Origin of the sequence: Candidatus Albibeggiatoa sp. nov. BB20, assembly GCA_016744725.1 — a bacterium.
GTDB lineage: Bacteria > Pseudomonadota > Gammaproteobacteria > Beggiatoales > Beggiatoaceae > Albibeggiatoa.
Genome location: JADGDW010000005.1, coordinates 35,837 through 58,763, shown reverse-complemented (window position 1 = coordinate 58,763; position 22,927 = coordinate 35,837). Strand labels below are relative to the sequence as shown.

17 protein-coding genes and 3 tRNA genes are annotated in these 22,927 nt (G+C 38.7%); 12 read left to right on the top strand and 8 right to left on the bottom strand.

Features of this window, described 5'->3' with window-relative positions:
- Positions 1–330 precede the first annotated feature (330 nt).
- The 3 genes from smc to ABXH34_RS01185 all read left to right on the top strand — a co-directional run bounded on the left by smc (position 331) and on the right by ABXH34_RS01185 (position 5,974).
- The gene (gene smc / locus ABXH34_RS01195) at positions 331–3,819 is read left to right on the top strand and encodes a chromosome segregation protein SMC (protein ID WP_353570019.1); all 3,489 of its coding nucleotides are present in this window, start codon (positions 331–333) and stop codon (positions 3,817–3,819) included.
- Between the two features lie 129 nt (positions 3,820–3,948).
- Positions 3,949–4,944, top strand: coding sequence for a restriction endonuclease (locus ABXH34_RS01190; protein ID WP_353570018.1), 996 nt, complete (start codon positions 3,949–3,951; stop codon positions 4,942–4,944).
- 43 nt (positions 4,945–4,987) lie between these two features.
- Positions 4,988–5,974: a DNA cytosine methyltransferase gene (locus tag ABXH34_RS01185; protein ID WP_353570017.1), complete on the top strand. Its 987-nt coding sequence runs from the start codon at positions 4,988–4,990 to the stop codon at positions 5,972–5,974.
- 53 nt (positions 5,975–6,027) lie between these two features.
- Here the strand turns inward: ABXH34_RS01185 and ABXH34_RS01180 are convergent, their stop codons facing one another.
- The 5 genes from ABXH34_RS01180 to ABXH34_RS01160 all read right to left on the bottom strand — a co-directional run bounded on the left by ABXH34_RS01180 (position 6,028) and on the right by ABXH34_RS01160 (position 7,337).
- Positions 6,028–6,624, bottom strand: coding sequence for a class I SAM-dependent methyltransferase (locus tag ABXH34_RS01180; RefSeq protein ID WP_353570016.1), 597 nt, complete (start codon positions 6,622–6,624; stop codon positions 6,028–6,030).
- A complete protein-coding gene (gene apaG / locus ABXH34_RS01175; RefSeq protein ID WP_353570015.1) occupies positions 6,624–7,064 on the bottom strand; it encodes a Co2+/Mg2+ efflux facilitator ApaG/CorD in 441 nt (146 codons plus the stop codon). The genes ABXH34_RS01180 and apaG overlap by 1 nt, the downstream gene beginning before the upstream one ends.
- Positions 7,037–7,112, bottom strand: a tRNA-His gene (locus ABXH34_RS01170). The genes apaG and ABXH34_RS01170 overlap by 28 nt, the downstream gene beginning before the upstream one ends.
- Positions 7,113–7,146: 34 nt before the next feature.
- Positions 7,147–7,223 (bottom strand) — tRNA-Arg (locus ABXH34_RS01165).
- A 37-nt stretch (positions 7,224–7,260) separates the two neighbouring features.
- Positions 7,261–7,337: transfer RNA gene (locus ABXH34_RS01160), tRNA-Pro, on the bottom strand.
- A gap of 495 nt (positions 7,338–7,832) precedes the next feature.
- Between ABXH34_RS01160 and ABXH34_RS01155 the strand changes: the two genes are divergently transcribed.
- From ABXH34_RS01155 to lpxC, 6 genes are all read left to right on the top strand, one after another.
- Positions 7,833–8,744 carry a D-alanine--D-alanine ligase gene (locus ABXH34_RS01155; protein WP_353570014.1) on the top strand — a complete coding sequence of 304 codons (912 nt, stop codon included), beginning with the start codon at positions 7,833–7,835 and terminating at the stop codon, positions 8,742–8,744.
- A 199-nt stretch (positions 8,745–8,943) separates the two neighbouring features.
- Positions 8,944–9,159: a hypothetical protein gene (locus ABXH34_RS01150; RefSeq protein ID WP_353570013.1), complete on the top strand. Its 216-nt coding sequence runs from the start codon at positions 8,944–8,946 to the stop codon at positions 9,157–9,159.
- A 68-nt stretch (positions 9,160–9,227) separates the two neighbouring features.
- Positions 9,228–9,995, top strand: a complete 768-nt coding sequence (locus ABXH34_RS01145; protein WP_353570012.1) for a cell division protein FtsQ/DivIB — start codon at positions 9,228–9,230, stop codon at positions 9,993–9,995.
- Between the two features lie 7 nt (positions 9,996–10,002).
- On the top strand, positions 10,003–11,235 hold the full coding sequence (gene ftsA, locus ABXH34_RS01140; protein ID WP_353570011.1) for a cell division protein FtsA: 1,233 nt from the start codon (positions 10,003–10,005) through the stop codon (positions 11,233–11,235).
- A 101-nt stretch (positions 11,236–11,336) separates the two neighbouring features.
- Positions 11,337–12,542, top strand: a complete 1,206-nt coding sequence (gene ftsZ, locus ABXH34_RS01135) for a cell division protein FtsZ (protein WP_353570010.1) — start codon at positions 11,337–11,339, stop codon at positions 12,540–12,542.
- A gap of 305 nt (positions 12,543–12,847) precedes the next feature.
- A complete protein-coding gene (gene lpxC / locus ABXH34_RS01130; RefSeq protein WP_353570009.1) occupies positions 12,848–13,762 on the top strand; it encodes a UDP-3-O-acyl-N-acetylglucosamine deacetylase in 915 nt (304 codons plus the stop codon).
- On the opposite strand, the gene ABXH34_RS01125 is transcribed toward lpxC, so the two are convergent.
- Both ABXH34_RS01125 and rluD read right to left on the bottom strand, forming a co-directional pair.
- Complete coding sequence (locus ABXH34_RS01125) at positions 13,759–14,202, bottom strand: DUF721 domain-containing protein (protein WP_353570008.1); 444 nt, start codon at positions 14,200–14,202, stop codon at positions 13,759–13,761. The two genes, lpxC and ABXH34_RS01125, sit on opposite strands and share 4 nt — an antisense overlap.
- A gap of 392 nt (positions 14,203–14,594) precedes the next feature.
- Positions 14,595–15,551: a 23S rRNA pseudouridine(1911/1915/1917) synthase RluD gene (gene rluD / locus ABXH34_RS01120; RefSeq protein WP_353570007.1), complete on the bottom strand. Its 957-nt coding sequence runs from the start codon at positions 15,549–15,551 to the stop codon at positions 14,595–14,597.
- Between the two features lie 24 nt (positions 15,552–15,575).
- On the opposite strand from rluD, the gene ABXH34_RS01115 reads away from it, so the two are divergent.
- The 3 genes from ABXH34_RS01115 to ABXH34_RS01105 all read left to right on the top strand — a co-directional run bounded on the left by ABXH34_RS01115 (position 15,576) and on the right by ABXH34_RS01105 (position 20,137).
- On the top strand, positions 15,576–16,349 hold the full coding sequence (locus ABXH34_RS01115; RefSeq protein WP_353570006.1) for an outer membrane protein assembly factor BamD: 774 nt from the start codon (positions 15,576–15,578) through the stop codon (positions 16,347–16,349).
- Positions 16,350–16,398: 49 nt separating this feature from the next.
- The gene (gene tilS, locus ABXH34_RS01110) at positions 16,399–17,694 is read left to right on the top strand and encodes a tRNA lysidine(34) synthetase TilS (protein WP_353570005.1); all 1,296 of its coding nucleotides are present in this window, start codon (positions 16,399–16,401) and stop codon (positions 17,692–17,694) included.
- An 88-nt stretch (positions 17,695–17,782) separates the two neighbouring features.
- Positions 17,783–20,137 carry a tetratricopeptide repeat protein gene (locus tag ABXH34_RS01105; RefSeq protein ID WP_353570004.1) on the top strand — a complete coding sequence of 785 codons (2,355 nt, stop codon included), beginning with the start codon at positions 17,783–17,785 and terminating at the stop codon, positions 20,135–20,137.
- Between the two features lie 139 nt (positions 20,138–20,276).
- On the opposite strand, the gene ABXH34_RS01100 is transcribed toward ABXH34_RS01105, so the two are convergent.
- Positions 20,277–22,883 (bottom strand): CHAT domain-containing protein, encoded by a 2,607-nt coding sequence (locus ABXH34_RS01100; RefSeq protein WP_353570003.1) that lies wholly within the window; start codon positions 22,881–22,883, stop codon positions 20,277–20,279.
- Positions 22,884–22,927 lie beyond the last annotated feature (44 nt).

The following is a 22,927-nucleotide window of genomic DNA, read 5'->3' as shown; positions in this document are numbered from 1 at the left end:
TTACATATCCTCTCGAACTTATTATAACTCTATCTATTTCCTTTAATTTTATACTAATTTCTTGCTCTAACTGTTCGATGATGTCTAGGTCGGTCATGGGTATTGTTCTTATCTGAATCTGGATTTACAAGATTTAATGATTAATTGGATTAGATTGTAGAGAAATTAAAGAGTGACAGCAACATTTTGAAATTGGCTTGAGCATCATTCTGAAAACCCTTTAATTTTGTGAATCCAGATTCAGACAAATTTCAGCACATTTCTAGCATAAAGCCTTCATTTCAGCTTATAATCGACCCCTTTTCTAAACAGTTTAGACCTTATTTATCCATGCGCCTCAGTAAACTTAAACTCGCGGGATTCAAATCCTTTGTCGAGCCGACCACTTTATTATTTCCCAGTAATCGCGTTGGTGTGATTGGCCCCAATGGCTGCGGTAAATCCAATGTCATCGATGCCGTGCGCTGGGTGATGGGTGAAAGCTCGGCTAAAAATCTGCGTGGCGGTGCAATGACCGACGTGATTTTTAATGGCTCAAGTAAACGTCAAAAAGCAGACAAAGCCTATATTGAATTGGTATTTGATGAAGTCGAATTAGAAAAATATGAAGGGCAAGATGAAATTTCCGTGCGGCGTGAAATCAATCGCAAAGCCCAATCCACCTATTTCTTGAATGGGGTCAAATGTCGTCGTAAAGATATTACCGATTTATTTTTAGGCACAGGTTTAGGCCCGCGTAGTTATTCAATTATTGAACAAGGCATGATTTCGCGTTTAATTGAAGCCAAGCCCGATGATTTACGTATTTTTTTTGAAGAAGCGGCGGGGATTTCTAAATATAAAGAACGACGTAAAGAAACCGAACAACGCATGAAACAAACCCGTGATAATATGGCGCGGTTAGATGAAATTCGGGGCGAGTTAGATAAACAACTTAATAAATTGCAAAAACAAGCTAAAGAAGCTGAAAAGTATAAAGAACTAAAAGAATCTGAACATTTATTGCGCGGACAATTATTAGCAATTCGTTGGCAAGATTTAGACACAGATGTTCAAGCCCAACAACAACAAATTGAGGAATCAGCAGGAAATTTACAAGCTGATTTGCTGTCGTTACATGAACTTGAAGAAAAAAATACCCAAGGTCGTGAAGATCGTATTCAAGCCCAAAAACAATTAGATTCAACTCAAGAGCGTTTTTATACCATTGATGGTGAAATGAATCGTTTGCAGCAATCAATTGAACACAGCAGCGAACGCAACGAGCAATTGCAATGGGACTTAGAACAAGTTGAAGACAGTTTAAATACTAACCGTGGACAGTTGGAACAAGATCAGCAACAACTAGATGATTTAGCAGTGGATATTGCCGAATCTGAAGCACAATTAGACTCAGCTCAAGAATCTGAACAAGAAACGCAATTTGGTTTAGAACAAACCGAAGCACAGCTACAAGACTGGCAATTGCAATGGGATGAATTTAATCTAAAAGCCGCTGAACCCACGCAACGTTCCCAAGTGGAAAAGACCCGTTTAGAACACTTAGAGAACCAATTAGATCAAAGTCAGCAACGTTTATTTAAATTAGAGACTGAAAGCCAGCAAATTGATGTCAAACTGGTTGAAAATGAATTAAAAGTGCTTGAAGGTGAAATGGACGGGGTGAAATCGGAATTGGATGAATCCGATCTGCAACTGGCTGAATTTCAAGCTTCTGTAACTCATTTACGTGATGAAACCCAGCATTTATCCTCAGAATTGCATCAAAATCAAACGAAACTCAATCAACTCACTGGGCGTTTATCTTCTTTGGAAGTGTTGCAAGAGGCGGCTTTAAGTCAAAATGACGATGTGTTAAATCAGTGGTTAGCGGCACAGAATTTAACGGATGCTGAGCAAATTGCCCAAGCGATTCAAGTTGAAACAGGCTGGGAATTGGCAGTGGAAACGGTATTAGGTTCAGCTTTGCAAGCATTACGGGTAGCCAATTTTGATAATTTAACCACTTCATTGCAAAATCCGCCAACGGGACATTTATTCTTATTTTTAGAAAATTCTGCAACGCAATCGATACCTGAAAACAGTTTATTGCAAAAAGTCAGCACTGATTTAGATTTAGCTCCATTGTTAGCCCACATCAAAATGGCTGAAGATGTAGAGCAAGCTTTTGCGATGCAAGCTGATTTGTTGCCGCATGAATCAATTATCACAAAACAAGGTGTGTGGCTGGGACAGAATTGGTTATGCAGCGAACAAGGCGGTGATGCACAAACCAGTGTGCTGGCGCGAGAGCAGGAAATTAAGCACATCAAAGCTGAGTTAGTTGAGTTGAATTGTGTGGTTGAAGAATTAGAGCAACGCTTAGATATTCAGCGCGATGCTTTACGTCAAGCCGATAATCAACGCGATCAAACCCAAGCCCAAGTTAATGAAATCCGTCATCAATATTCACAATTGCAGTCACAACATGGTGGCAAGTCTGCACGCTTGGAAAATCTAAAATTACAAGTGCGGCGTTTAAATGATGAGAAAGACGAGTTAAAGCAAAGAATTGAGCAAGACAGTGAAAACTTAGATATTACCCGTGAAAATCTGTATCAAGCCCTTGATGAAATGGAAAAATATGCGGATGAACGTGAGCAGTTATCACAACAAAAAGCCGTATTGCAGGAAGCCGTTTTACAAGCCCGTCAACGTTATCAAATGACGAAGGAAAATCGGCATCAAGTACAAATGCGTTTAGAAACCATGCGTACAGATCACCAACGTTTACAACAGGGTATTCAACGTTTAGAAGAGCGTTTAGAGCAGTTAAGTGAGCAAAAATATGAATTAGAGCAAAATATGCAGAAAAATGATCCTGTTGCTGATTTACGTGAGGAATTAGAAAACTTTAGTCAGGAAAAAGCTGCGATTAGTGAGACATTAGCCGAAGCCAAACAAACCGTTGAAAATATTGAGAATAGCTTAACTGAATATGAAGAGCAACGCCGCCAATTAGAAGCCTGTAGTACCGAATTACGTGAACAATTGGAGAAATTGAAAATGGATTGTCAAGGCAAAGAAGTGCGTCGCCAAACCATTGAAGAGCAATTGGAAGAACAAGAATTAAGTGCGCTGAGTTTGTTGGCAGAATTGCCAGAATATGCGGATGAGGAAAGCTGGCTGTCACAAATTGAAGCGGTGGAACGTAAGTTGAGTCGTTTGGGTTCGGTGAATATGGCGGCGTTGGAAGAGTATCAGGAAGAGCAAAACCGCAAGGAATATTTAGACCAGCAGTCAGGAGATTTGACGGAATCGCTACAAACTTTAGAAAATGCAATTCGCTCCATTGACCGTGAGACTCGTAATCGCTTTAAGCATACGATTGAATCGGTGAATACCAGTTTACAGATGTTGTTTCCGCGTTTATTTGGCGGTGGTCAGGCGTATTTAGAAATTGTTGGCGATGATTTACTAAAATCTGGGGTGACGATTATGGCGCGTCCACCGGGCAAACGAAACAGTACCATTCATTTACTTTCAGGTGGTGAGAAGGCATTAACTGCAATTGCGTTGGTTTTTTCAATTTTCGAGTTAAATCCATCGCCATTTTGTATGTTGGATGAAGTCGACGCGCCGCTTGATGATACTAACGTTGGGCGTTTTTGTGAGTTGGTTAAGGATATGTCTGACCGAGTGCAAATTATTTTTATTTCCCACAATAAGATTGCAATGGAAATGGCTAAGCAGTTGATTGGTGTGACGATGCAAGAAGCGGGTGTGTCACGTCCTGTGCCTGTCGATGTCGATGCGGCGGTTGAGATGATTTTGGGGTGATTTATTAAAAGAAATATATCATTTTTAATAATAATCATGTGAGCTTGCAATAGTTGCTGCTAATAATTATGTTAATATACATAAAATCAATAAATACAAGCAGGGGTATAAGTAAAAATGAGCTATTACATGGTTAGAGCATATCAAAATCAATTTAAAGAGTTTTTTGACAATAGCATAGTGGCTGTTGGCTGGAGTAATGTTGATTTTTCTTCATTTTCGGGTACAAAAAAACTGGTTGATGAAATTCAATTAAAATACAAATATTTAGCAAGTCGTTCCCCTACATCAAGAGGAAAAACTCTAAATCAAATACGCCGATTCAAATTGATTAAAAAAGACGATAAAATACTTGTCCCCTATTGGAGTAATATTTGTCTAGCAATAGCAACAGGCAAAGAGGTTTATAAAGCAACGGCGGGTTCTCACGATCAATCTAATCAGCACGAAGTGGATTATCTTAGAGATGCTAGTGGTGATATTATTTTCATCCCAAGAACTCATTTGAGCGAAGCTTTACAAAGAAGACTTAGAGTCATGGGAAGTATTGTAAGTGACCTTGATAACTTTAGTAAAGAACTTGATGACTTGTTTTCTGGACAAACTTTTGATTCTACTTTTAGCTTAAAACAAGATAAAGAAATTGAGAAATTTAAACAAGACTTGTTGGGAAAAATCAAAAGCGGAAGCACGCTCTTAAAAGCAGGTGGTATTGGATTAGAACGCCTAATCAAGCACTTATTAGAACTCGAAGGTTATAATGCTAAAATTTGCGGAAAAAGTACTTTTTCTGGGCTTGCAGACGCGGATATTATAGCTACCAAGGAAGACAGGTTTTTGCCAACAAAACTGCTTGTTCAAGTTAAACACCATCAAGGAGTCGAAAGTACTTGGGGTGCAGAGCAATTAACAGCGATAGAAGAAGAGTGCCTTGATTGTTGTAAATTAGTGCTGGTCACTACAGCTAAGGCATCCGATGATTTAATAGAGATGTGTGAAAAAAAAGATATTACTTTGTTGGAAGGTGAAGATTTAATGGATTGGATTTACGACATGCTTCCTAAAATGAATGTTGATTTTAAAAAGAAACTGAGAATTAGCGATGTTCCAATAATCATAAACTAGCTCTATTTTTCTCTTCATTCAATTCTCCAGAGCTTTTTAAACCATGAAGTGTGTTGATCTTTTTGCAGGTTGTGGCGGATTATCCTTAGGATTTCAACAAGCCGATTTTGATGTTGTTGCCGCATTTGATAATTGGCAGCCTGCTATTGAGGTATATCAAGCCAATTTTTCGCACCCTGTTATTGAACAAGATTTAGCCAACGAAGCTGAATCAATAAAAAAAATACAGCAATACCAGCCAGATATAATAATGGGGGGTTCTCCATGTCAAGATTTTTCCAGTGCGGGTAAACGAGATGTCACATTAGGACGGGCAGATTTAACCTATAATTTTGCAAATATTGTCTGCTCAGTTAAACCAAAATGGTTTGTGATGGAAAATGTGGAACAAATCAAAAAAAGCTATATTCTTCAAGATATTGTTGAACAATTTATACAATGTAATTATGGTTTATCTTCTGTCATATTAGATGCTTCTTACTGTGGCGTTCCACAAGCTAGAACTCGTTTTTTCTTAATTGGTCACTTAGATGACAAGCATAATCAACTAAATCCAATTTTCAAAAAACATATTGCAACAAAACCGATGACAGTAAAAGATTATCTAAGAGACACTTTAGGCATCCAATACTATTATCGCCATCCTAGAAATTATAGCCGTAGAGGTATTTTTTCAATTGATGAACCCAGCCCTACAATACGTGGTGTTAATCGCCCAATTCCTCCTACCTACAAACTAAGCCCTTGTGATCCTAAGCATGTGGATATTAAAGATGTTAGACCACTAACGACAGTGGAACGAAGTTATATACAAACATTTCCAAAAACATTTAAATTTTTCGGTACAAAAACCAATTTAGAACAAATGATTGGGAATGCTGTTCCAGTTAAAATGGCTGAGTTTGTTGCAAATACAATTAATCGTTATTTAGACAATGAAATGATGACCGAAATAGATTTATTTAGTTCTATATTACATTCTTTAGATAAAAACGTGCAGTTTGAAATGCCTAATAAAGCCCTGAGATAGAAAGTATTTTTATTTCTTACAATAAGATTGCAGAGGTATTGGGTAGGACTCAATCAATGTGATTTTTGTAATACGATATGTCGAAACCAGCCATTCAATAATGCTGCTTGGTCACATTGTAATGTAAGGCCAGTGATATCCAAAGATTCAAATTCAACATTAGTACGCGTGGCAATTTTTCCCATGATAGGACTTAATAAGCGGCGGAAAGGGGCAAATTGATGTGGCCTAAGGAATTTATCAAAAATAATAAGCTGCCCATTTGGCTTTAAAATCCGTTTGGCTTCATCTAAAGCCTTCTGAGACTCTGGCACAACGGCAAGAATTAAGTGCATTACCACAAAATCAAAACTATTATCTTGATAAGGCAACTGCATGACATCACCTTGATGTAAGGTAACAGGGTGTTGCTGAATTCTTTTTTGAGCACGATGCAACATTGCGGCAGTTAAATCAATGCCTATATAATTTGCATCATCAATGAGATAAGGAATATCTAAACCACTACCAATTCCACATAGCAAAACATTACCATGTAAATTGACTTGAGTTAAGCTATGTTGACGGGCTTCTGCTGTGGGCAATTGCACTATTCTATCGTAAATCGGTGCAATAAACGTATAGCTCCATTGTAAGCTACGTTGAATCATTAGTGTAATGTATGCGGTAAGCTAAGTTGAAAGCGTGGAATTTCCACTTCAAATTCTGTACCATCTTCTGCTTGCATATAATAAGTACCATGCATATAACCCATTGGTGTTGCAATCATTGCCGTACTTGTATATTTAAATCCTTCACTTGGCTCTAAATAAGGCTGCTCACCAACAACGCCCACCCCGCGAACTTCTTGGATTTGTCCATGTGCATCTTGGATAATCCAGTGCCGTCGCATCAATTGTGCACCTGTGATACCAATGTTGTACATTGTAATGGTATAGGCAAAAGTATAACGCTTATCGTTTGGGCGAGATTCTTCAGGAATATATTTGGTTTCTACATCAATATCAATGTCGTAAGACGAAACCATGACGTGATGTCCGTATTTAACTTGAAGGAGAAAGATGGGGTGAATGATGGGGCTCGAACCCACGACCACCGGTACCACAAACCAGGGCTCTACCAACTGAGCTACACTCACCATAGATATTATATTATTTGATTAGCATCAAGCATGGCGCGCCTGGCAGGATTCGAACCTGCTACCCTCGGCTTAGAAGGCCGATGCTCTATCCAAATGAGCTACAAGCGCAGGATAGAAAGACACTAAAACATAATTAAAAAAAACTTGGTCGGGGCAGAGGGATTCGAACCCCCGACCCTCTGCTCCCAAAGCAGATGCGCTACCAGGCTGCGCTATGCCCCGAATTGAGTTGCACATTATATTTAGGCCTTTTTAGTTTGTCAAACATTATTTTATTTTTTATCATTATTTTGTTTGTCACAAACCTATCCTATGTTTGATTTAAGAACCCATCTTAACTTATGCAGAAAAAAATGGAAAAATGGAAATCAATAATTTACATCTTTAGGCATAATTCTGTAAGTCTATTGATTCTTCATAACAACTAACTAAAAACTTTCTTTGTATAAGCTGAATTATTAAAGTTAATAATCAGTCCATTTATACTGCTTAGTTTAGTAAGGTAAACAAGAGATGTCTCTTTGTACATAAATTGTTTGTAAAATAAAAAATTACTGGTACTAACGATTGTTAGCTCAATTAAAAGAGGGGAAATACAAATATCAAAAACAATACAAAATAGACTCCAAACGATTTTGTGGCTTATTTCCAACACACATATCTTAAAAAAACACAATATGCTACAATTTGTGTAAATATCGCAACATAAATATCAAGATGACAACAACGCAATTTGGTAAAGTGGCTGTGCTTATGGGTGGCAACTCGGCTGAGCGTGTCATTTCACTTAAAAGTGGACAAGCTGTATTAGAAGCACTACTCAAGCAACATGTTGATGCTATTGGGATTGACACCGCAACTCAGCTCCATTTATTAACTGAGCAAGAGATTGATACCGTCTTTATTGCGTTGCATGGGCGGGGTGGTGAAGATGGGACAATTCAGGGCTATTTAGAAACCTTGGATTTGCCTTATACAGGTAGTCGGGTTTTAGGTTCAGCTTTGGCAATGGATAAATTGCGCACCAAACAAATTTGGCAAGCAACAGAATTTCCTACACCAGCCTCTATTATCTTAACTAAAAATACTGATTTTGCCCAAGTCGCAGAGTTATTAGGTTTGCCGTTAATGGTTAAGCCTGTATTAGAAGGCTCAAGTGTAGGCATGGCAAAAGTTAAAGCTGTGGATGAATTAAAACAAGCATGGCAACAAGCAGCAGAATACCAATGTACTGTGATTGCAGAAAAATTTGTCACTGGCGTGGAATATACTGTTGCAATTTTGCATAATAGAGCGTTACCTATCATTCGTTTGGAAACGCCACGCGATTTTTATGATTTTGCAGCGAAATATACTGAAAATACCACACAATATATTTGTCCGTGTGGTTTGTCTGCAACAGAAGAGCAGAAATTACAAAATTTAGCGTTATGTGCATTTCATGCAGTCGGTGCAAGTGGTTGGGGTCGAGTCGATTTTATTTGTGATGAACAAGGGCAAGTGTATTTGCTAGAAGTGAATACCATACCGGGAATGACAGATCACAGTTTAGTGCCGATGGCGGCGAAAGTCAGTGGGATGAATTTTGAACAATTGTGTGTAGAAATTTTAAAAACGGCTAAAAAATAAGATTGATGCAAAAACTTAAAGAGTGCTAGTAGATAAACTGGATATAACTAAAAGAGTGCTAGTAGATAAACTGGATATAATATGAAAATAAATCAACTAACATATTTTGGATTTTACTTAAACGGGGCTCAAGGTTCTGGGCGTTATAACTCAATAACTATTGAAGATATTAAGGCACAACTTGCTAAAGGAACATTGTTTGAGTATTTACAAGTTTGAGTATTTACAACAGCATTTAGATCACGATATAGAAGTAGATATATTTTCAGATGAAGAAAAAACACTTCTAAGTAATGACTGGTTAGATATGTCTGAAGTGGTTGATGAAACTCGTAAGTTTGCTGTAGAAAAAGGTGGTCTTTGTTTGCTTATGGCATATACCTTAGAAAGTATCCAACGATTAAATAGTAAGTAACGATATGATTTTCACTAAAATTATAACCTAGTAAATCATAAAGTTTTGACTTTGCTATAAATAACATCATGAACATAAGCAATTTACAAGCCCGTCGTAAAGCAACAGATAACGAACCGTTGCAACGTATTAATGGCGGTCAATATTGGTTGATGGTGTTAATAATATTGGCAGGCAGTCTATTGATTGTCGGCATATTATTATGGTGGCTAAGCCATCCACAGAGCTTTTTAGTCAAAAAAATCATAATTGAAGGGCAACAACAAACAGACCCTAGTGAAATACAAAAAGCGATTGTACCTTACTTAAATGTAGGCTTATTTTATTTACAATTAGATAAAATTGAACAAGCGGCATTAACTTTGCCTTGGATAAAAAACGTTACGGCTAAACCCGTGTGGTTCAATAAATTACAGCTACAGATAACAGAATATCAACCACTGGCGAAGTGGCAACAAAATATGTATATAGACTCAACAGGCGAATTATTTAATATACCGCAACAACTTGTAAATGTGCCCCATTTTACAGGTGATAAAGACTGTATACCAGAAATGATAACACGCTATCAGCAAATACAAACAACCATGCAAGCTATACAATTAAAACTACAAAAATTAAGCTGTCAGCCACGCAAAGCATGGGCGATTCACTTAGATAAGGGTATTCAATTAAATTTAGGTCGTGGTGAAATTATGCCACGTTTACAACGTTTTACCAAAGTTTACCATCGCATCCTAGCACAGTACGCGTCTTCACTGGGTGGAGATTTAGGATTATACATTGATCTGCGTTATGCCAATGGCATTGCGGTGCGGTTAGCTAGGACAGAGTGAGGAGCTTATGCCAAGAGACAAAAATCTAATTGTTGGTTTAGATATTGGGACATCCAAAGTCGTAGCAATTGTTGGAGAAGTGTCTCCTGAAGGTGATGAAGTCGAAATTATCGGTATTGGTCAACATCCCTCACGCGGACTAAAAAAAGGCGTGGTTGTCAATATTGAGTCAACGATTCACTCTATCCAACGGGCGATTGAAGAAGCGGAGTTAATGTCTGGCTGTGAGATTCACTCGGTTTACACGGGGATTGCAGGCAGCCATATTCGCAGCATGAATTCTGAAGGTATTGTGGCAATACGTGACAAAGAAGTGACACAAGATGATGTCGATCGTGTCATTGATGCAGCACGCGCGGTCGCGATTCCAGCCGATCAGAAAATTATTCATGTTTTGCCCCAAGAATATGTCATCGATAATCAAGAAGGCATCCGCGAACCGATTGGTATGTCAGGAGTACGTTTAGAAGCTAAAGTGCATTTAGTCTCAGGCTCTGAAAGTGCGGCGCAAAATATTGTCAAATGTATTCGTTCTTGCGGCTTAGAAGTCGATGATATTATTTTAGAACAGCTCGCTTCTAGCTCTGCGGTGTTAACCGATGATGAAAAAGATTTAGGCGTGTGTCTAGTCGATATTGGTGGCGGTACGACAGATATTGCAATTTGGACAGAAGGCGCGATTCGTTACACTTCAGTGATTCCAATTGCAGGCGACCAAGTGACCAATGACATTGCAGTAGCGATGCGCACACCGACCCAATATGCAGAAGACATCAAAATTAAATACGCTTGTGCTTTAACCAAGTTAACCAATGCTGAAGAAATGATTGAAGTGCCTAGCGTAGGTGCAAGACCACCGCGTTATTTAGCACGCCAGACTTTGGCTGATGTGGTTGAGCCGCGTTATGAAGAATTATTTAATCTAGTGCAATCAGTGATTCGCCGTAGCGGTTATGAAGATTTAATTGCAGCGGGTATCGTGGTGACAGGCGGTAGTGCCAAAATGGATGGTGTAATCGAACTTGCTGAAGAAGTATTCCACATGCCTGTACGCGTCGGTTATCCAAAATATGTCACAGGCTTAGTTGATGTGGTGCGTAACCCAATTCATGCCACAGGTGTTGGCTTATTATTATTCGGCTACAAACACCGTGACGAAAGCATTTCTGACATCACAATGATGGGCGGTGACAGCAACATATTCACCCGTGCAATCAACTGGGTTAAAGGTAATTTTTGATAACTGGCGAATTTCGTGCGATGATAGCGAAATAGTGGATTTCAATCAGAATTTAAGTATTATCAGTAGACAGATGGTTTACTGTTAGAGGAGATTTCATCATGCCATTTGAACTAATGGATACTTATAGCAATAATGCTGTGATTAAAGTCATCGGTGTGGGTGGCGGTGGCGGTAACGCGGTTGAACACATGTTGCTTAGCAATATCGACGGTGTTGACTTCATTTGTGCTAATACAGATGCGCAAGCGTTAAAAAATTCATCTGCCAAAACAGTTTTACAATTAGGCACAGATGTCACTCGTGGTTTAGGTGCAGGTGCAAACCCTGAAATCGGTCAGCAAGCAGCTTTAGAAGATCGTGAACGGATCATGGCATTGTTAGAAGGCACTGATATGGTGTTTATTACCGCAGGCATGGGCGGTGGTACAGGCACAGGTGCAGCACCCGTATTTGCACAAGTCGCCAAAGAATTAAATGTCTTAACTGTCGCTGTAGTCACACGTCCATTCCCTTTTGAAGGTCGTAAACGCCGTGCAATTGCCGAAGAAGGCATCAAAGAATTATCCCAGCATGTTGACTCGCTCATCATCATTCCAAATGAAAAATTACTCAGCGTTTTAGGTCGCGATGTCACTTTAGTTGACGCATTCAAAAAGGCCAACGATGTATTGTTTAGTGCAGTACAAGGTATTTCAGAACTGATTACCCGCCCCGGTTTAATCAACGTGGATTTTGCTGACGTAACGACTGTAATGCAGGAAATGGGCTTAGCAATGATGGGTTCTGGCTATGCAAAAGGCGAAGGTCGTGCAAAAAAAGCTGCGATGGAAGCGATTTCCAGCCCGTTACTCGAAGATATCGATTTATCAGGTGCACATGGCATATTAGTGAATATGACAGCAGGTATGGATTTAAGTATTGGCGAATTTGACGAATTAGGTGAAGTGATTCAAGACTTTGCATCTGATGAGGCAACCGTGGTTGTGGGTACAGTACTTGACCCTGATATGACAGACGAATTACGCGTAACTGTGATTGCAACAGGGGTTAATTCTATCAGCACCCAACAAGTAAAACCGGGTGAACGCCCACCGATTAAAATCGTACCTAAAACAGCACCTGCTGAAAAAGCAGCGGCTAAAGTTGCAAATGTAGCTGATTACAAAGAATATGATAAACCAACCGTAGCCCGTTTGCATGGCGTAGAAACTAAACCGAAAGGCAATACTAATTTAGAAGATGCTGACACTCAGTTAGATAGTTATTTGGACATTCCGTCGTTCTTGCGCCGCCAAGCAGACTAATAGTTTTTTAATTGATAGACAACTGCTTTGACTTGACAGGCTGATATAATCATTTTATTGTGCATTGCAACAATATGTAACTAGTGATTTATCAGTTGCTTAGTTATTAGAAAATAGGGCTTTATTCGTTCGGCATGTTTAATCTAAGGAGTCCAAAACTTTAGTTTTTATGAGTATTTTTGAAAGCTAAAGCTTTGAATTTCTTGAAAGCTGACATAATTTAATCCTGTTTCTTCTAAGACAAGCCTGTTTAACATTTGACTGTGTCAAGTCATTTTGCCTTATAACTGGAGAGACGAATAAGAATGATAAAACAGCGTACTTTAAAAAATATCATTCGTGCAACAGGCGTGGGTTTACATACTGGCGAAAAAGTATTTTTAAGCCTTCGCCCCGCTCCCATTGACACAGGTGTTGTATTCAGGCGCACGGATTTAAATCCCGTCGTGGATATTGTTGCGCACGCTGAAAATGTGGGAGACACACGTCTTTCAACGACATTAAGCAGCCAAAATGTTCGTATTTCTACGGTTGAGCATTTATTATCAGCTCTTGCTGGTTTGGGCATTGATAACGCTTATATTGACATCAGTGCACCCGAAGTTCCTATTATGGATGGTAGTGCGAGTCCATTCGTATTTTTGATTCAGTCCGCAGGTATTGAAGAGCAAAAAGCCCCAAAACGTTTTATTCGTATCAAGCGTAAAGTTGAGTTCAAGCATGAAGATAAGTGGGCATGTTTTGAGCCTTTTGATGGGTTTAAAGTCAATTTTCAAATCGAATTCGATCACCCCGTATTTAAACGCAGTTCTCAACAAGCCACAATTGATTTCTCAAAAACGTCATTCGTGAAAGAAGTCAGCCGTGCCAGAACCTTTGGTTTTATGCACGAAATGGAATTGTTGCGTGAAAATAATTTAGCCTTGGGTGGCAGCTTGGACAATGCGATTGTAATGGATGAATATCGGGTACTGAATGAAGACGGCTTACGTTACGAAGATGAGTTTGTAAAACATAAAATTTTAGATGCAGTAGGCGACTTATATTTATTAGGTCATAGCTTAATCGGTGCATTTAGTGGTTATAAATCAGGTCATGCGTTGAATAATCAATTGTTACGTGCTCTACTTGCAGACAAGCAAGCTTGGGAAATGGTCACATTTGAAGAAGACCAGCAAGCTGTACCACATTTTTATTCGCAACTTGCATTTGCACACTAGTTTTTATGTGCTTGACCACCGTGTTGAGCCAGTTTTAATAAGGCAGATTTCAGTTTAGGGTGAGTGACTTGCTCGGCGGTGTCTCGTAGTAGTGACTCACTTTTTTTTGACAGGCTTGGATGATGGGTATAGCGTCGTGTGGGCTGGTGATCGAATCTGACTTTAATTTCTACTTTCTGAATCTCAGGCAAATAGGTTTCATTCTGCCATTGCTCCATCAATTTCGGTAGTAAATAGCGTAATTGGCTTGCCCATAATGCTGAGTCAACGTGCATAACCAGTGTCGTATGACGTAGATTTGCAATGTGACAATGTTCGCTGAGAGGGTTAGGAATAGTCTGATGTAGAACCACATCGATTTGTTTTAAAGCTTGGCATCTCTGATGGAGGCGTTGCAACGGCGTTTGATTTTTTTTTAGTACTTTCTTAACCGATTCCATGATTTTCTCACTTTACCGCTTTTCTTACATTTCCTTATTTATTTATACACTAAAATTAGGATTTTGAACAGATTTAGATAAATTAACCTAAGTTTTTTCACATTAAGTGTTTTTAACAAGGCTTGGGGTGACTTTTAAAATATAAAACAATGGTGTCATTTACAACTAATTGATATATTTTGTATTTTCTAAGGACAGCAAGAACCAGTCTGAAGTGTTATTCAATAAATTACAAACTATCAGAACATTTTTGAGCTTATTATTTATATACTTTGCGCGGTCATATTTTGGGATTTTAATATCGTGACCAAAAGCTCGATAAAACGATGATCCCATTTTTTTCCGAAAGCCTGAACGCGCGAAATATATACATAAACCAACTCAATATAAGCTTAAGAAAATAGCTTTTGATCTTGCGCTAACATATCTAATAATTGTTGCATGTCTGCGGGTATAGGTACAGACCATTGCATCCATTCTTGTTTTGTAGGGTGTTGCAAACCTAAAGTAGCCGCATGTAAGGCTTGGCGTTTAAAATCTTTTAGTATTTGCACAAATTCTTCACCGCTTTGTTTAGGTAGAATCACTCGCTTACCATACACGGGATCACCTACGATAGAGTATTTAATGTAGGCTAAATGCACTCGAATTTGATGTGTACGACCTGTTTCCAGTTTTACATTTAAATGGGTGTGCGCACGATAACGGGTTTTAACTCGATAATGTGTAATCGCAGGTTTGCCACTGTCGGTCACAGCCATTCGAGTCCGTAATGTAGGATGACGACCAATCGGCGCATCAACCATCCCTCCTGAAATCATCACACCATTAACAATCGTCTGGTATTCACGCAAAAACTCACGAGCCTGTAATTGCTCAGTTAAACGGGTATGTGCCACAACCGAACGAGCAACCACCAATAGACCACTAGTATCTTTATCTAAACGGTGAATAATCCCCGCACGCGGAATCCGATCTAATTCAGGCGCATGATGCAATAAAGCATTGACTAAAGTATTGTTTTGATTACCCGCTCCCGGATGAACCACCAAACCCGCAGGTTTATTAATAATCAGAATATCTTCATCTTCGTAACAAATATCCAATGGAATATCCTGAGCTTCCCATGTCACTGTTTGTGGCATGTCCGCTTCAATCTCAATTTGCTCACCGCCTTGCACTTTATCTTTACTGCGCATTTGCTCATCATCGACTAAAACTTGCCCTTGCTTAATCCATTGCTGCAAACGGGCACGTGAATAGTCTGGAAATAGTTCAGCCAATGCTTTATCTAAACGATAGCCTGCCATTGTCAACGGAATTTCTGTGCTAAAATGTGTTGTCGTCATTGTTCTCTAAACGTTATAAAAATTATGAAAAAGTTACTCTTGATTGCAATTTGTTTGCTCAGTTTAGCCAGTTGCAGCTCGTTACGCGATACGGAAAATAAGACTGCTGACTGGACTGCCCAACAAATCTACGCTGAAGCTCGAAATTTTTTAAATGAAAGCGATTTTGATTCAGCCATTCGCTATTATGAACTGTTAGAAGCACGTTATCCATTAGGACGTTATGCACAACAGGCACAATTAGACATGATTTACGCTTACTATAAATATGGTGAGTCTGAATCTGCCATCGCGGTTGCTGACCGTTTTATCAAATTTTACCCACGTCATCCTAATATTGATTATGCTTATTATCTCAAAGGTTTAGTCCATTTTGAAATGAATTCAGGTCTGGTTGACCGTATCGTAAAACTAGATAAATCTCAGCGGGATGCCTCAGCAGCGAAAGCCTCATTTGAGAATTTTTCTGAATTGGTTGAGCGTTTTCCAAACAGTAAGTATAGTGAAGATGCCCGCCAACGGATGGTTTTTTTACACAATAATTTAGCAAAATATGAATTGCATGTAGCTGAATATTATATCAAACGCGGGGCATTTTTAGCAGCAGCTAACCGTGCAAAAACCGTTGTAGAAGGTTATCCAACTGCGCCAAGTATGCCAGAAGCGTTAACTTTGATGGCAAAAGCCTATAAGATTTTAGATTTACATCCATTATATGAAGATGCGCTACGGGTTTTAAAAGCCAACTATCCTGATTATGCTGGAATTAATAAAGTTGAAAATCTTATTGTGAATTAATATTTAGGGCTGCTGGTCTTTGAAAGATAAACAGCCCTGTACGCTCTACATGTCAAAATTATTAGCTGCTCAACTCACTCATTTCCTAAGCCAATTCCCTGCCACACAACATATTTGGATTGCCTATAGTGGTGGTGTTGATTCGCATGTGTTGTTACATCTTTTGGCACAACAAGTTCCAACAACGACACTACATGCCATTCATGTTCACCATGGCTTACAAGCTCAAGCAGATGATTGGGCGCAACATTGTTCACAAATCTGCCAACAATTAGACATTGACTTTCATTTAGTACATGTACAAATTGATGTTGATTCAGGGCAGAGTATAGAAGCCTTAGCACGTGAAGCCCGCTACCAAGCGATTCAAAAATCAATCTCTGCTGATGACGTGGTTTTAACAGCACAACATGCTGATGACCAAGCCGAAACACTATTATTGCAATTGTTTCGTGGAGCGGGTGTAGCAGGCTTATCAGCAATGCCGAGTTTGATTCAGTTTGGCCAAGGCTGGTTAGGACGGCCATTTTTAACTTGTTCGAGACAAGATATTTTAAATTATGCTGAAACTCATCAATTACAATGGGTTGAGGATGGCAGTAATCAAGATAGGCGTTTTGCACGTAATTTTTTACGTCATGAAATGCTCCCTAAATTGACCCAACGCTGGCCACAAATCACACCGATTTTAGGACGTGTTGCACAACATCAGGCAGAAGCTAATCAATTATTAAACGAATTAGCAGAACATGATTTACAAACCTGTTTAAGCTCTCAACAAGGCTTGAATATTGAAACATTACAGATTTTATCCGAAGCCCGCCAACGCAATGTGATTCGTTATTGGTTGAAATCAAAAAAATTTATTATGCCATCCAGCTTGCATTTGCAACAAATCTTAAGCGAATGTATACAAGCCAAATCCGATGCACAACCGCTGATTAAATGGGCAAATGTTGAAGTCAGACGTTATCAAAATATATTGTTTTCAATGCCTGCTTTACCAAAAATACCAGAAACCCAAGCCTTTGATTGGCATCCTAAACAGATTTTAAATTTACCATTGGGACAACTTAAAGCCAATTCAGTTGCAAATGTGGGTTTATTCATACAAGGCGAGATACAGGTGCGTTTTCGGCAAGGTGGTGAAAAACTGTATTTGCGTGGGCATTCGCGGAGCGTGAAAAAACTATTGCAGCAATCACAGATTCCACCTTGGTTACGCCCATTTATTCCATTGATTTATATTGATAATCAACTGGTCGCGATTCCTCATTTAGGCATAGACCAACATTTTCAGGCAAAACAAGGGCAACAAGGTTGGCAATGTGAATGGCTTATCTGAGTGATATGTTTTGAGAGCGTAGAGATATAACTTTGCATTAACGCTGTGTTAGAATGAGCTGATATGTACTGAAAATAGGGTGCAATTAATGGCTGCAATTAGACTTTCTCACCGCTTGACAACTTGGCAACGCATTACAGGTTTCCTATCCAAAATTAGAGAGCTGTACCCCAAACTCATTAAATTCATGCTATCTGCATTATTTCTATTGATTGTATTCTTAGCCGCTTATGAACTGATCCGTTATGATTTGACGATTGAAGCATTTCAAGTGCCCAGTAATTTATCAAAAGAAGGCTATACAGGAAAAGTAGTGGCCTATCAGCTTGGTGAACAAATCCAACTGACCAATCTCCAAATTACCTCACCTTTGATGCTGAAACAAAAAGAAAAATCCTCATGGCTACCACAGGACTTGCAAAAGCCTAGTTCGCTAGTTGCTGCATCTCCTATCATTACCAATGAACAAGCCATGTCTATGCAGTTTCAGGGCTTAAACAAAGCGCAAAATATTTCTGTCCCCGGTATCGGCTTATCCCTTGATGTGATTATGAATTATTTGTCTGATTTGTTTGGTATTCAACAAAATCGGATTTATGGGGAACTGATTGAGAAAGATCAAGGCTATACGATAACCGTACGGATTACGGGACGAGCATCTAAGAGCATGTATTATGAGGATGTTAATAGTGCGATTGAAGCTGCTGGCGAATACGTGGCACGAACACTTGCACCGTTGCCGATTGGGGTCAATTACTGTTTTGAAGGCAGTCCAAAGAATTTAGATAAATTAAGTGATTTAATCACTGAGTTACAATTACAAACCGCCAGTTCTTCTGATGCAGAAAAATCAGTGACTTTCACTTTGCTGGGTTGTTGGTTAAAAACCTTAGGTGAATATGATAATGCTTTAAAAAGCTTAAAAAAAGCGGAAGTGCTCACTTCGGATAACCCCGTTAACAGTATTATCAGCGGCGATATTTTAATTGCTTACGGCGATCAGAATAATGATGAAGAAAAATATAAACAAGCGATACAAAAATATGAATACGCGCTTAAGTTACAAAAACAACAAGATAATTTAGATAATTTAGCGGTTTACTCACGTTTGGCTCAGGCTTATATTAAGTTAAACCAAAAGCATAAAGCCTTTTCAGTATATCGACAAGCATTGAAAAAAGGCTCGTTTATACACAAGTCCTTAATTTATGCGAACTGGGGTAATATTCTATTACGAGAAGAACCTGAAGCCGCGATTGAAAAATATCAACAAGCTTTAGCAGAAAATCCAGCTTATTATCTGGCTTATGCGTTTTGGGGCGATGCGCTTTATAAAATGAAACAGTATGACCAAGCCGCCGCCAAATACTCAAAGGCGTTGCGCTTGAATGACACCAATCCTGATTATGCCATTATTTACGCAAATTGGGGTGAAGCCTTGTTAAAACTGAAAAACTATGAAGGTGCAATTCAAAAATACAAACAGGCTCTGGGCCTAAACCCACAAATTTTATGGATTTATGGAAATTGGGGCTATGCTTTACAGAAGCAGAAAAAATATGAGCAAGCCATCGCAGTCTATAAACAAGCAACCGCTAAAGATAAATTAGATTCTTGGATTTTACGTGATTGGAAAGTGGCATTGACGGAAATAGGCAAACCACAATTAGAAATGTTGGCCTATTATCAAGCTTATACAGATGCCTATCTTGATCGTACACCTGCTTCAATTTATGGTGATTGGGCAGATACCTTGCGTAAATTAGAGCAATATGAGCAAGCGGTCAGCAAATATCAACGCGCCATTGAAACCATGTCGAGTAACAACACCAATTATAAAGCGATTGTTTATGCGAACTGGGGATACACTTTAGCAAAATTAAAGCAATATAATGCCGCTGAAGATAAATATAGACAGGCAAAAAATACCAAAGAAAAAAGGCGCGAAGTGTTATATGAATGGGTATACGCGTTTTGGGCTAGTGCGCTAAAAGATCAAGAGAAATTCCAAGAGGCACTTGATGTTTATAAAGAGGCCGCGCTGAAACATGATAAATTGCCATTGTGGATGCTCAAAGCATGGGGCAGTACGTTGAAACAGCTCGGTTATCCGAATAAAGAAGTATTGGTTTATTATGAAACTTATGTCAAAACCAATCCAAAGCAAGCGTCAACCTATCATGCTTGGGGCAATGTGCTTAAAGTCACAGGTCGCTTTAAGGAAGCTTTATCTAAATTTAAACATGCCGTGGCCTTGAGTGCAAATAAGCCAACTTATTGTGATGATTGGTGTAAAACGATTAAAAAGTTGCCTAAAACTTTAGAGCAAGATGCGTCATTACATCAGACTGAACTCTCAGCTTATCAAAAAACCAGTTGTCAGCGTTTAAAACCATGTATGGAATTAATTGATGGTTTTGGCGAGGTTTCGACAACAAGATAGTCATCTTAATTCATTAGGACTGCTAATCTGTAAAAGACTCGTAGTCCTATAAAATTTTAAATATCAATTACTTTTAAAACTAAGGACTGCCAGTCCTGTATCATTTTAGAATAAAACGACTATTATGACACCCAATAATTTACAACCAACTACCGATTAATAAAAATGCCGACCAATGATTAGGGTGATCGCCCGCTTCAATCAACTGCTTTTGTGCTGCTTGGAATGCTTTTGCTTTAGACATTTGAGTTAATTGCTGATAAAACGCCTGCATTAATCGCGAAGTCGCATCATCTTTGACCGACCATAAACTAGCCAAGGCACTTTGTGCTCCAGACTTAATCGCAACACCTGCGATGCCTAGCGCGGCTCGTTCATCGCCTGCGGCAGTTTGACAAGCACTCAAGGTGAGTAATGCCACAGGATGACCTTGTTTCTGATTTGATTTCAACACCGTTTCCAAACCATCAATATTTAAACGTCCATCAAAGGTGAGCAAAAAAGTTTCTGTTGGATCAGCGTTAAACTGCCCATGTGATGCAATATGTATGATTGAATAAGGTTTTAATTTCATATTTTGAGCAAAACGATCCAAGGTGAAATTCTGATTCAATAGCACCATGGGCTGATTAAACAATGCTTGAATATGCTTAATTTCAGATTCTACATTTTCTAATGGCGGAAAATCTGCTTCTACTTGCTGAGACAAACCATTTAATAAAATTGAAAACTGATGAATAGCTTGTTTATTATTGTCGATAGAATCATAACTGGGAATCGTTGCTAAAGCCACTTCTTGAATTAAAAATTGCTGGGTTTTCGGATTGAGCAAAGCAGAAAAAGGAATGGTACGCAATAATTCATCGGGTACAACAATTAGGGTTTCAATTTGATTTTGTTGCAATAAATCCCTGATTGGACTGATAAGCAGTTGATACAGACTTTTGGCTTCACGTTTGTAATGACGGCTTTCTGTTTCTAAATTCTGCCGTAATCGATACACTTGTTCTTTGATTTTATTGGCAATATTAGGCTTATTTTGTTTGATATGATGAATATCCCCATTGGCTAAGCGTAACAATAATGAAATTTGATTTTCAAAAATAATCGGATATAACAAAGCCGCATTCGGATCAGGAATCACCCACTGCTTTTGTTTTCTGACTTGCTGTGGCTTAGGAGGCAATTTTGCGGCTGGGGCTGGGTTGTGTTGCATCACATCAGTTAATAAATTATATAGTACGTCATTTTCTTCATCTAGCAGGCAATTGGATTGAAAGTATTCCTGCAATTCTGTTTTCTTAATAGACTCAATGCTTTGAATTGCACTTTCTAATAAAGTTTGACGTTGTTCAGGGCTGTGTTCCGCATGTTGTAACAACAATTCTGCTAAGCCAAAATAAACGGGTTTAATTCTTTCTTGTAAAGCTTCTTGGCTATTACGCTGTCCTGTAATCAATTCAGATTGAATCGGTTGTAATACTTGAACTGCATTTTGATAAGCCAACAACGCATTGTATAAATGTTGACTGCATTGTGTCTTAGACTGTTGTTCACAAACTAATTTCGCTTTATTTTGCAACATTCTCCCAGTATGCCAATACCATAGATACAACAAGCTTGGGGTATAGGTTTCTGCATTTTGAAGCGCATAACTGATAGCCGTTCTGGTTTGCAACAAACCGATTTCATACGCGGCTAATTTATTGGCATTAGCATCTTGTTTACAAAATAAAATGTCTTGATTATGATCCGTACATGCTTGCTGATGTTCTGGGCAATATTGACAGGCAATGTTCTTCGCAATTCGCTGACCTGTCATCAAATTATTAGTACAAGCACGATAAGCATTGTTTGCAACATCAGGGTTGGGACTTTGAATATAATATTCGCAAATTTGCCCCAATAAGCCATTAGCATAACTTTGGATATAAGTTGCATCATAATGGCTGTTTTTTTCATGAGCTAAGAACGCCAGCTTAAGTGTATATTTAAACAGTAATTCTGCAATTTGTAATACTACAATCGGTGATTCAGGCTGCATTCGATAATGGCGCAAAGCCAACTGACCTAAACTTAACATTAAGAATGGTTTGTCTTGATTACTATCGGAAAGGCTGAATAAAACGTGATCTCGCGCAATTAATAACTGAGGCAAGGCATTTTTTATATTAATTTCAATTTCTTGCTTTAGTGGACGTAAAATCCGACTTAGTAATTTGCCTAATAAAGCTTCTAGCGCAAGCAATTTTTCCTTTGCTTTTAAATGGGCTTGGATTTCATTACTGAGAATATTGACCAGCATCGCTTGGTTGTCAGAAAAAAGGGTAGCGTAAAACGCAATATCATAATCTTTGATTGCTTGACGATAATGCTTTTTAACAATTCGATGGTCTTTTGATTCAGATAGCAGCAACATCCACATATTTGCCCGATTATTGAAAAAATGGGCTTGTACCGCGTCATCATTGGTTTCACGGGCTAATTGGGTAATTTCAGCATTATCAAGATAATAAGCAGCAGCTTGCAATTGATTACTGGCCAATTTTGCATCGCCTAACAAGCTGTAAGTCAGAATTTTTTTATCTTTATCTGGCGTGCTGGTAGATAAATATTGTTGCCAATGTTGGATCGCTTCAGCATAATTTTGCTGTTGATACGCGGTAAAACCTTGTTGCCATGAATCCGCATTGGCGATAGGTATCAATAACAGCAACCAGATAAAAACTAACCCGTGTTTCAACATGACATTAATCGCTTTAGTAAGTGAGTCCAACAACGTTGAAATAA

What these genes read in the sequence shown, in the direction of transcription:
- smc (WP_353570019.1), top strand. Translation starts at nt 331, where the DNA reads ATGCGCCTCAGTAAACTTAAACTCGCGGGATTCAAATCCTTTGTCGAG.
- rluD (WP_353570007.1), bottom strand. Translation starts at nt 15,551, where the DNA reads ATGACGACAACACATTTTAGCACAGAAATTCCGTTGACAATGGCAGGC.
- ftsA (WP_353570011.1), top strand. Translation starts at nt 10,003, where the DNA reads ATGCCAAGAGACAAAAATCTAATTGTTGGTTTAGATATTGGGACATCC.
- lpxC (WP_353570009.1), top strand. Translation starts at nt 12,848, where the DNA reads ATGATAAAACAGCGTACTTTAAAAAATATCATTCGTGCAACAGGCGTG.
- ABXH34_RS01180 (WP_353570016.1), bottom strand. Translation starts at nt 6,624, where the DNA reads ATGATTCAACGTAGCTTACAATGGAGCTATACGTTTATTGCACCGATT.
- ABXH34_RS01100 (WP_353570003.1), bottom strand. Translation starts at nt 22,883, where the DNA reads ATGTTGAAACACGGGTTAGTTTTTATCTGGTTGCTGTTATTGATACCT.
- ABXH34_RS01105 (WP_353570004.1), top strand. Translation starts at nt 17,783, where the DNA reads ATGGCTGCAATTAGACTTTCTCACCGCTTGACAACTTGGCAACGCATT.
- ftsZ (WP_353570010.1), top strand. Translation starts at nt 11,337, where the DNA reads ATGCCATTTGAACTAATGGATACTTATAGCAATAATGCTGTGATTAAA.
- ABXH34_RS01115 (WP_353570006.1), top strand. Translation starts at nt 15,576, where the DNA reads ATGAAAAAGTTACTCTTGATTGCAATTTGTTTGCTCAGTTTAGCCAGT.
- ABXH34_RS01185 (WP_353570017.1), top strand. Translation starts at nt 4,988, where the DNA reads ATGAAGTGTGTTGATCTTTTTGCAGGTTGTGGCGGATTATCCTTAGGA.
- ABXH34_RS01145 (WP_353570012.1), top strand. Translation starts at nt 9,228, where the DNA reads ATGAACATAAGCAATTTACAAGCCCGTCGTAAAGCAACAGATAACGAA.
- ABXH34_RS01125 (WP_353570008.1), bottom strand. Translation starts at nt 14,202, where the DNA reads ATGGAATCGGTTAAGAAAGTACTAAAAAAAAATCAAACGCCGTTGCAA.
- ABXH34_RS01155 (WP_353570014.1), top strand. Translation starts at nt 7,833, where the DNA reads ATGACAACAACGCAATTTGGTAAAGTGGCTGTGCTTATGGGTGGCAAC.
- tilS (WP_353570005.1), top strand. Translation starts at nt 16,399, where the DNA reads ATGTCAAAATTATTAGCTGCTCAACTCACTCATTTCCTAAGCCAATTC.
- ABXH34_RS01190 (WP_353570018.1), top strand. Translation starts at nt 3,949, where the DNA reads ATGGTTAGAGCATATCAAAATCAATTTAAAGAGTTTTTTGACAATAGC.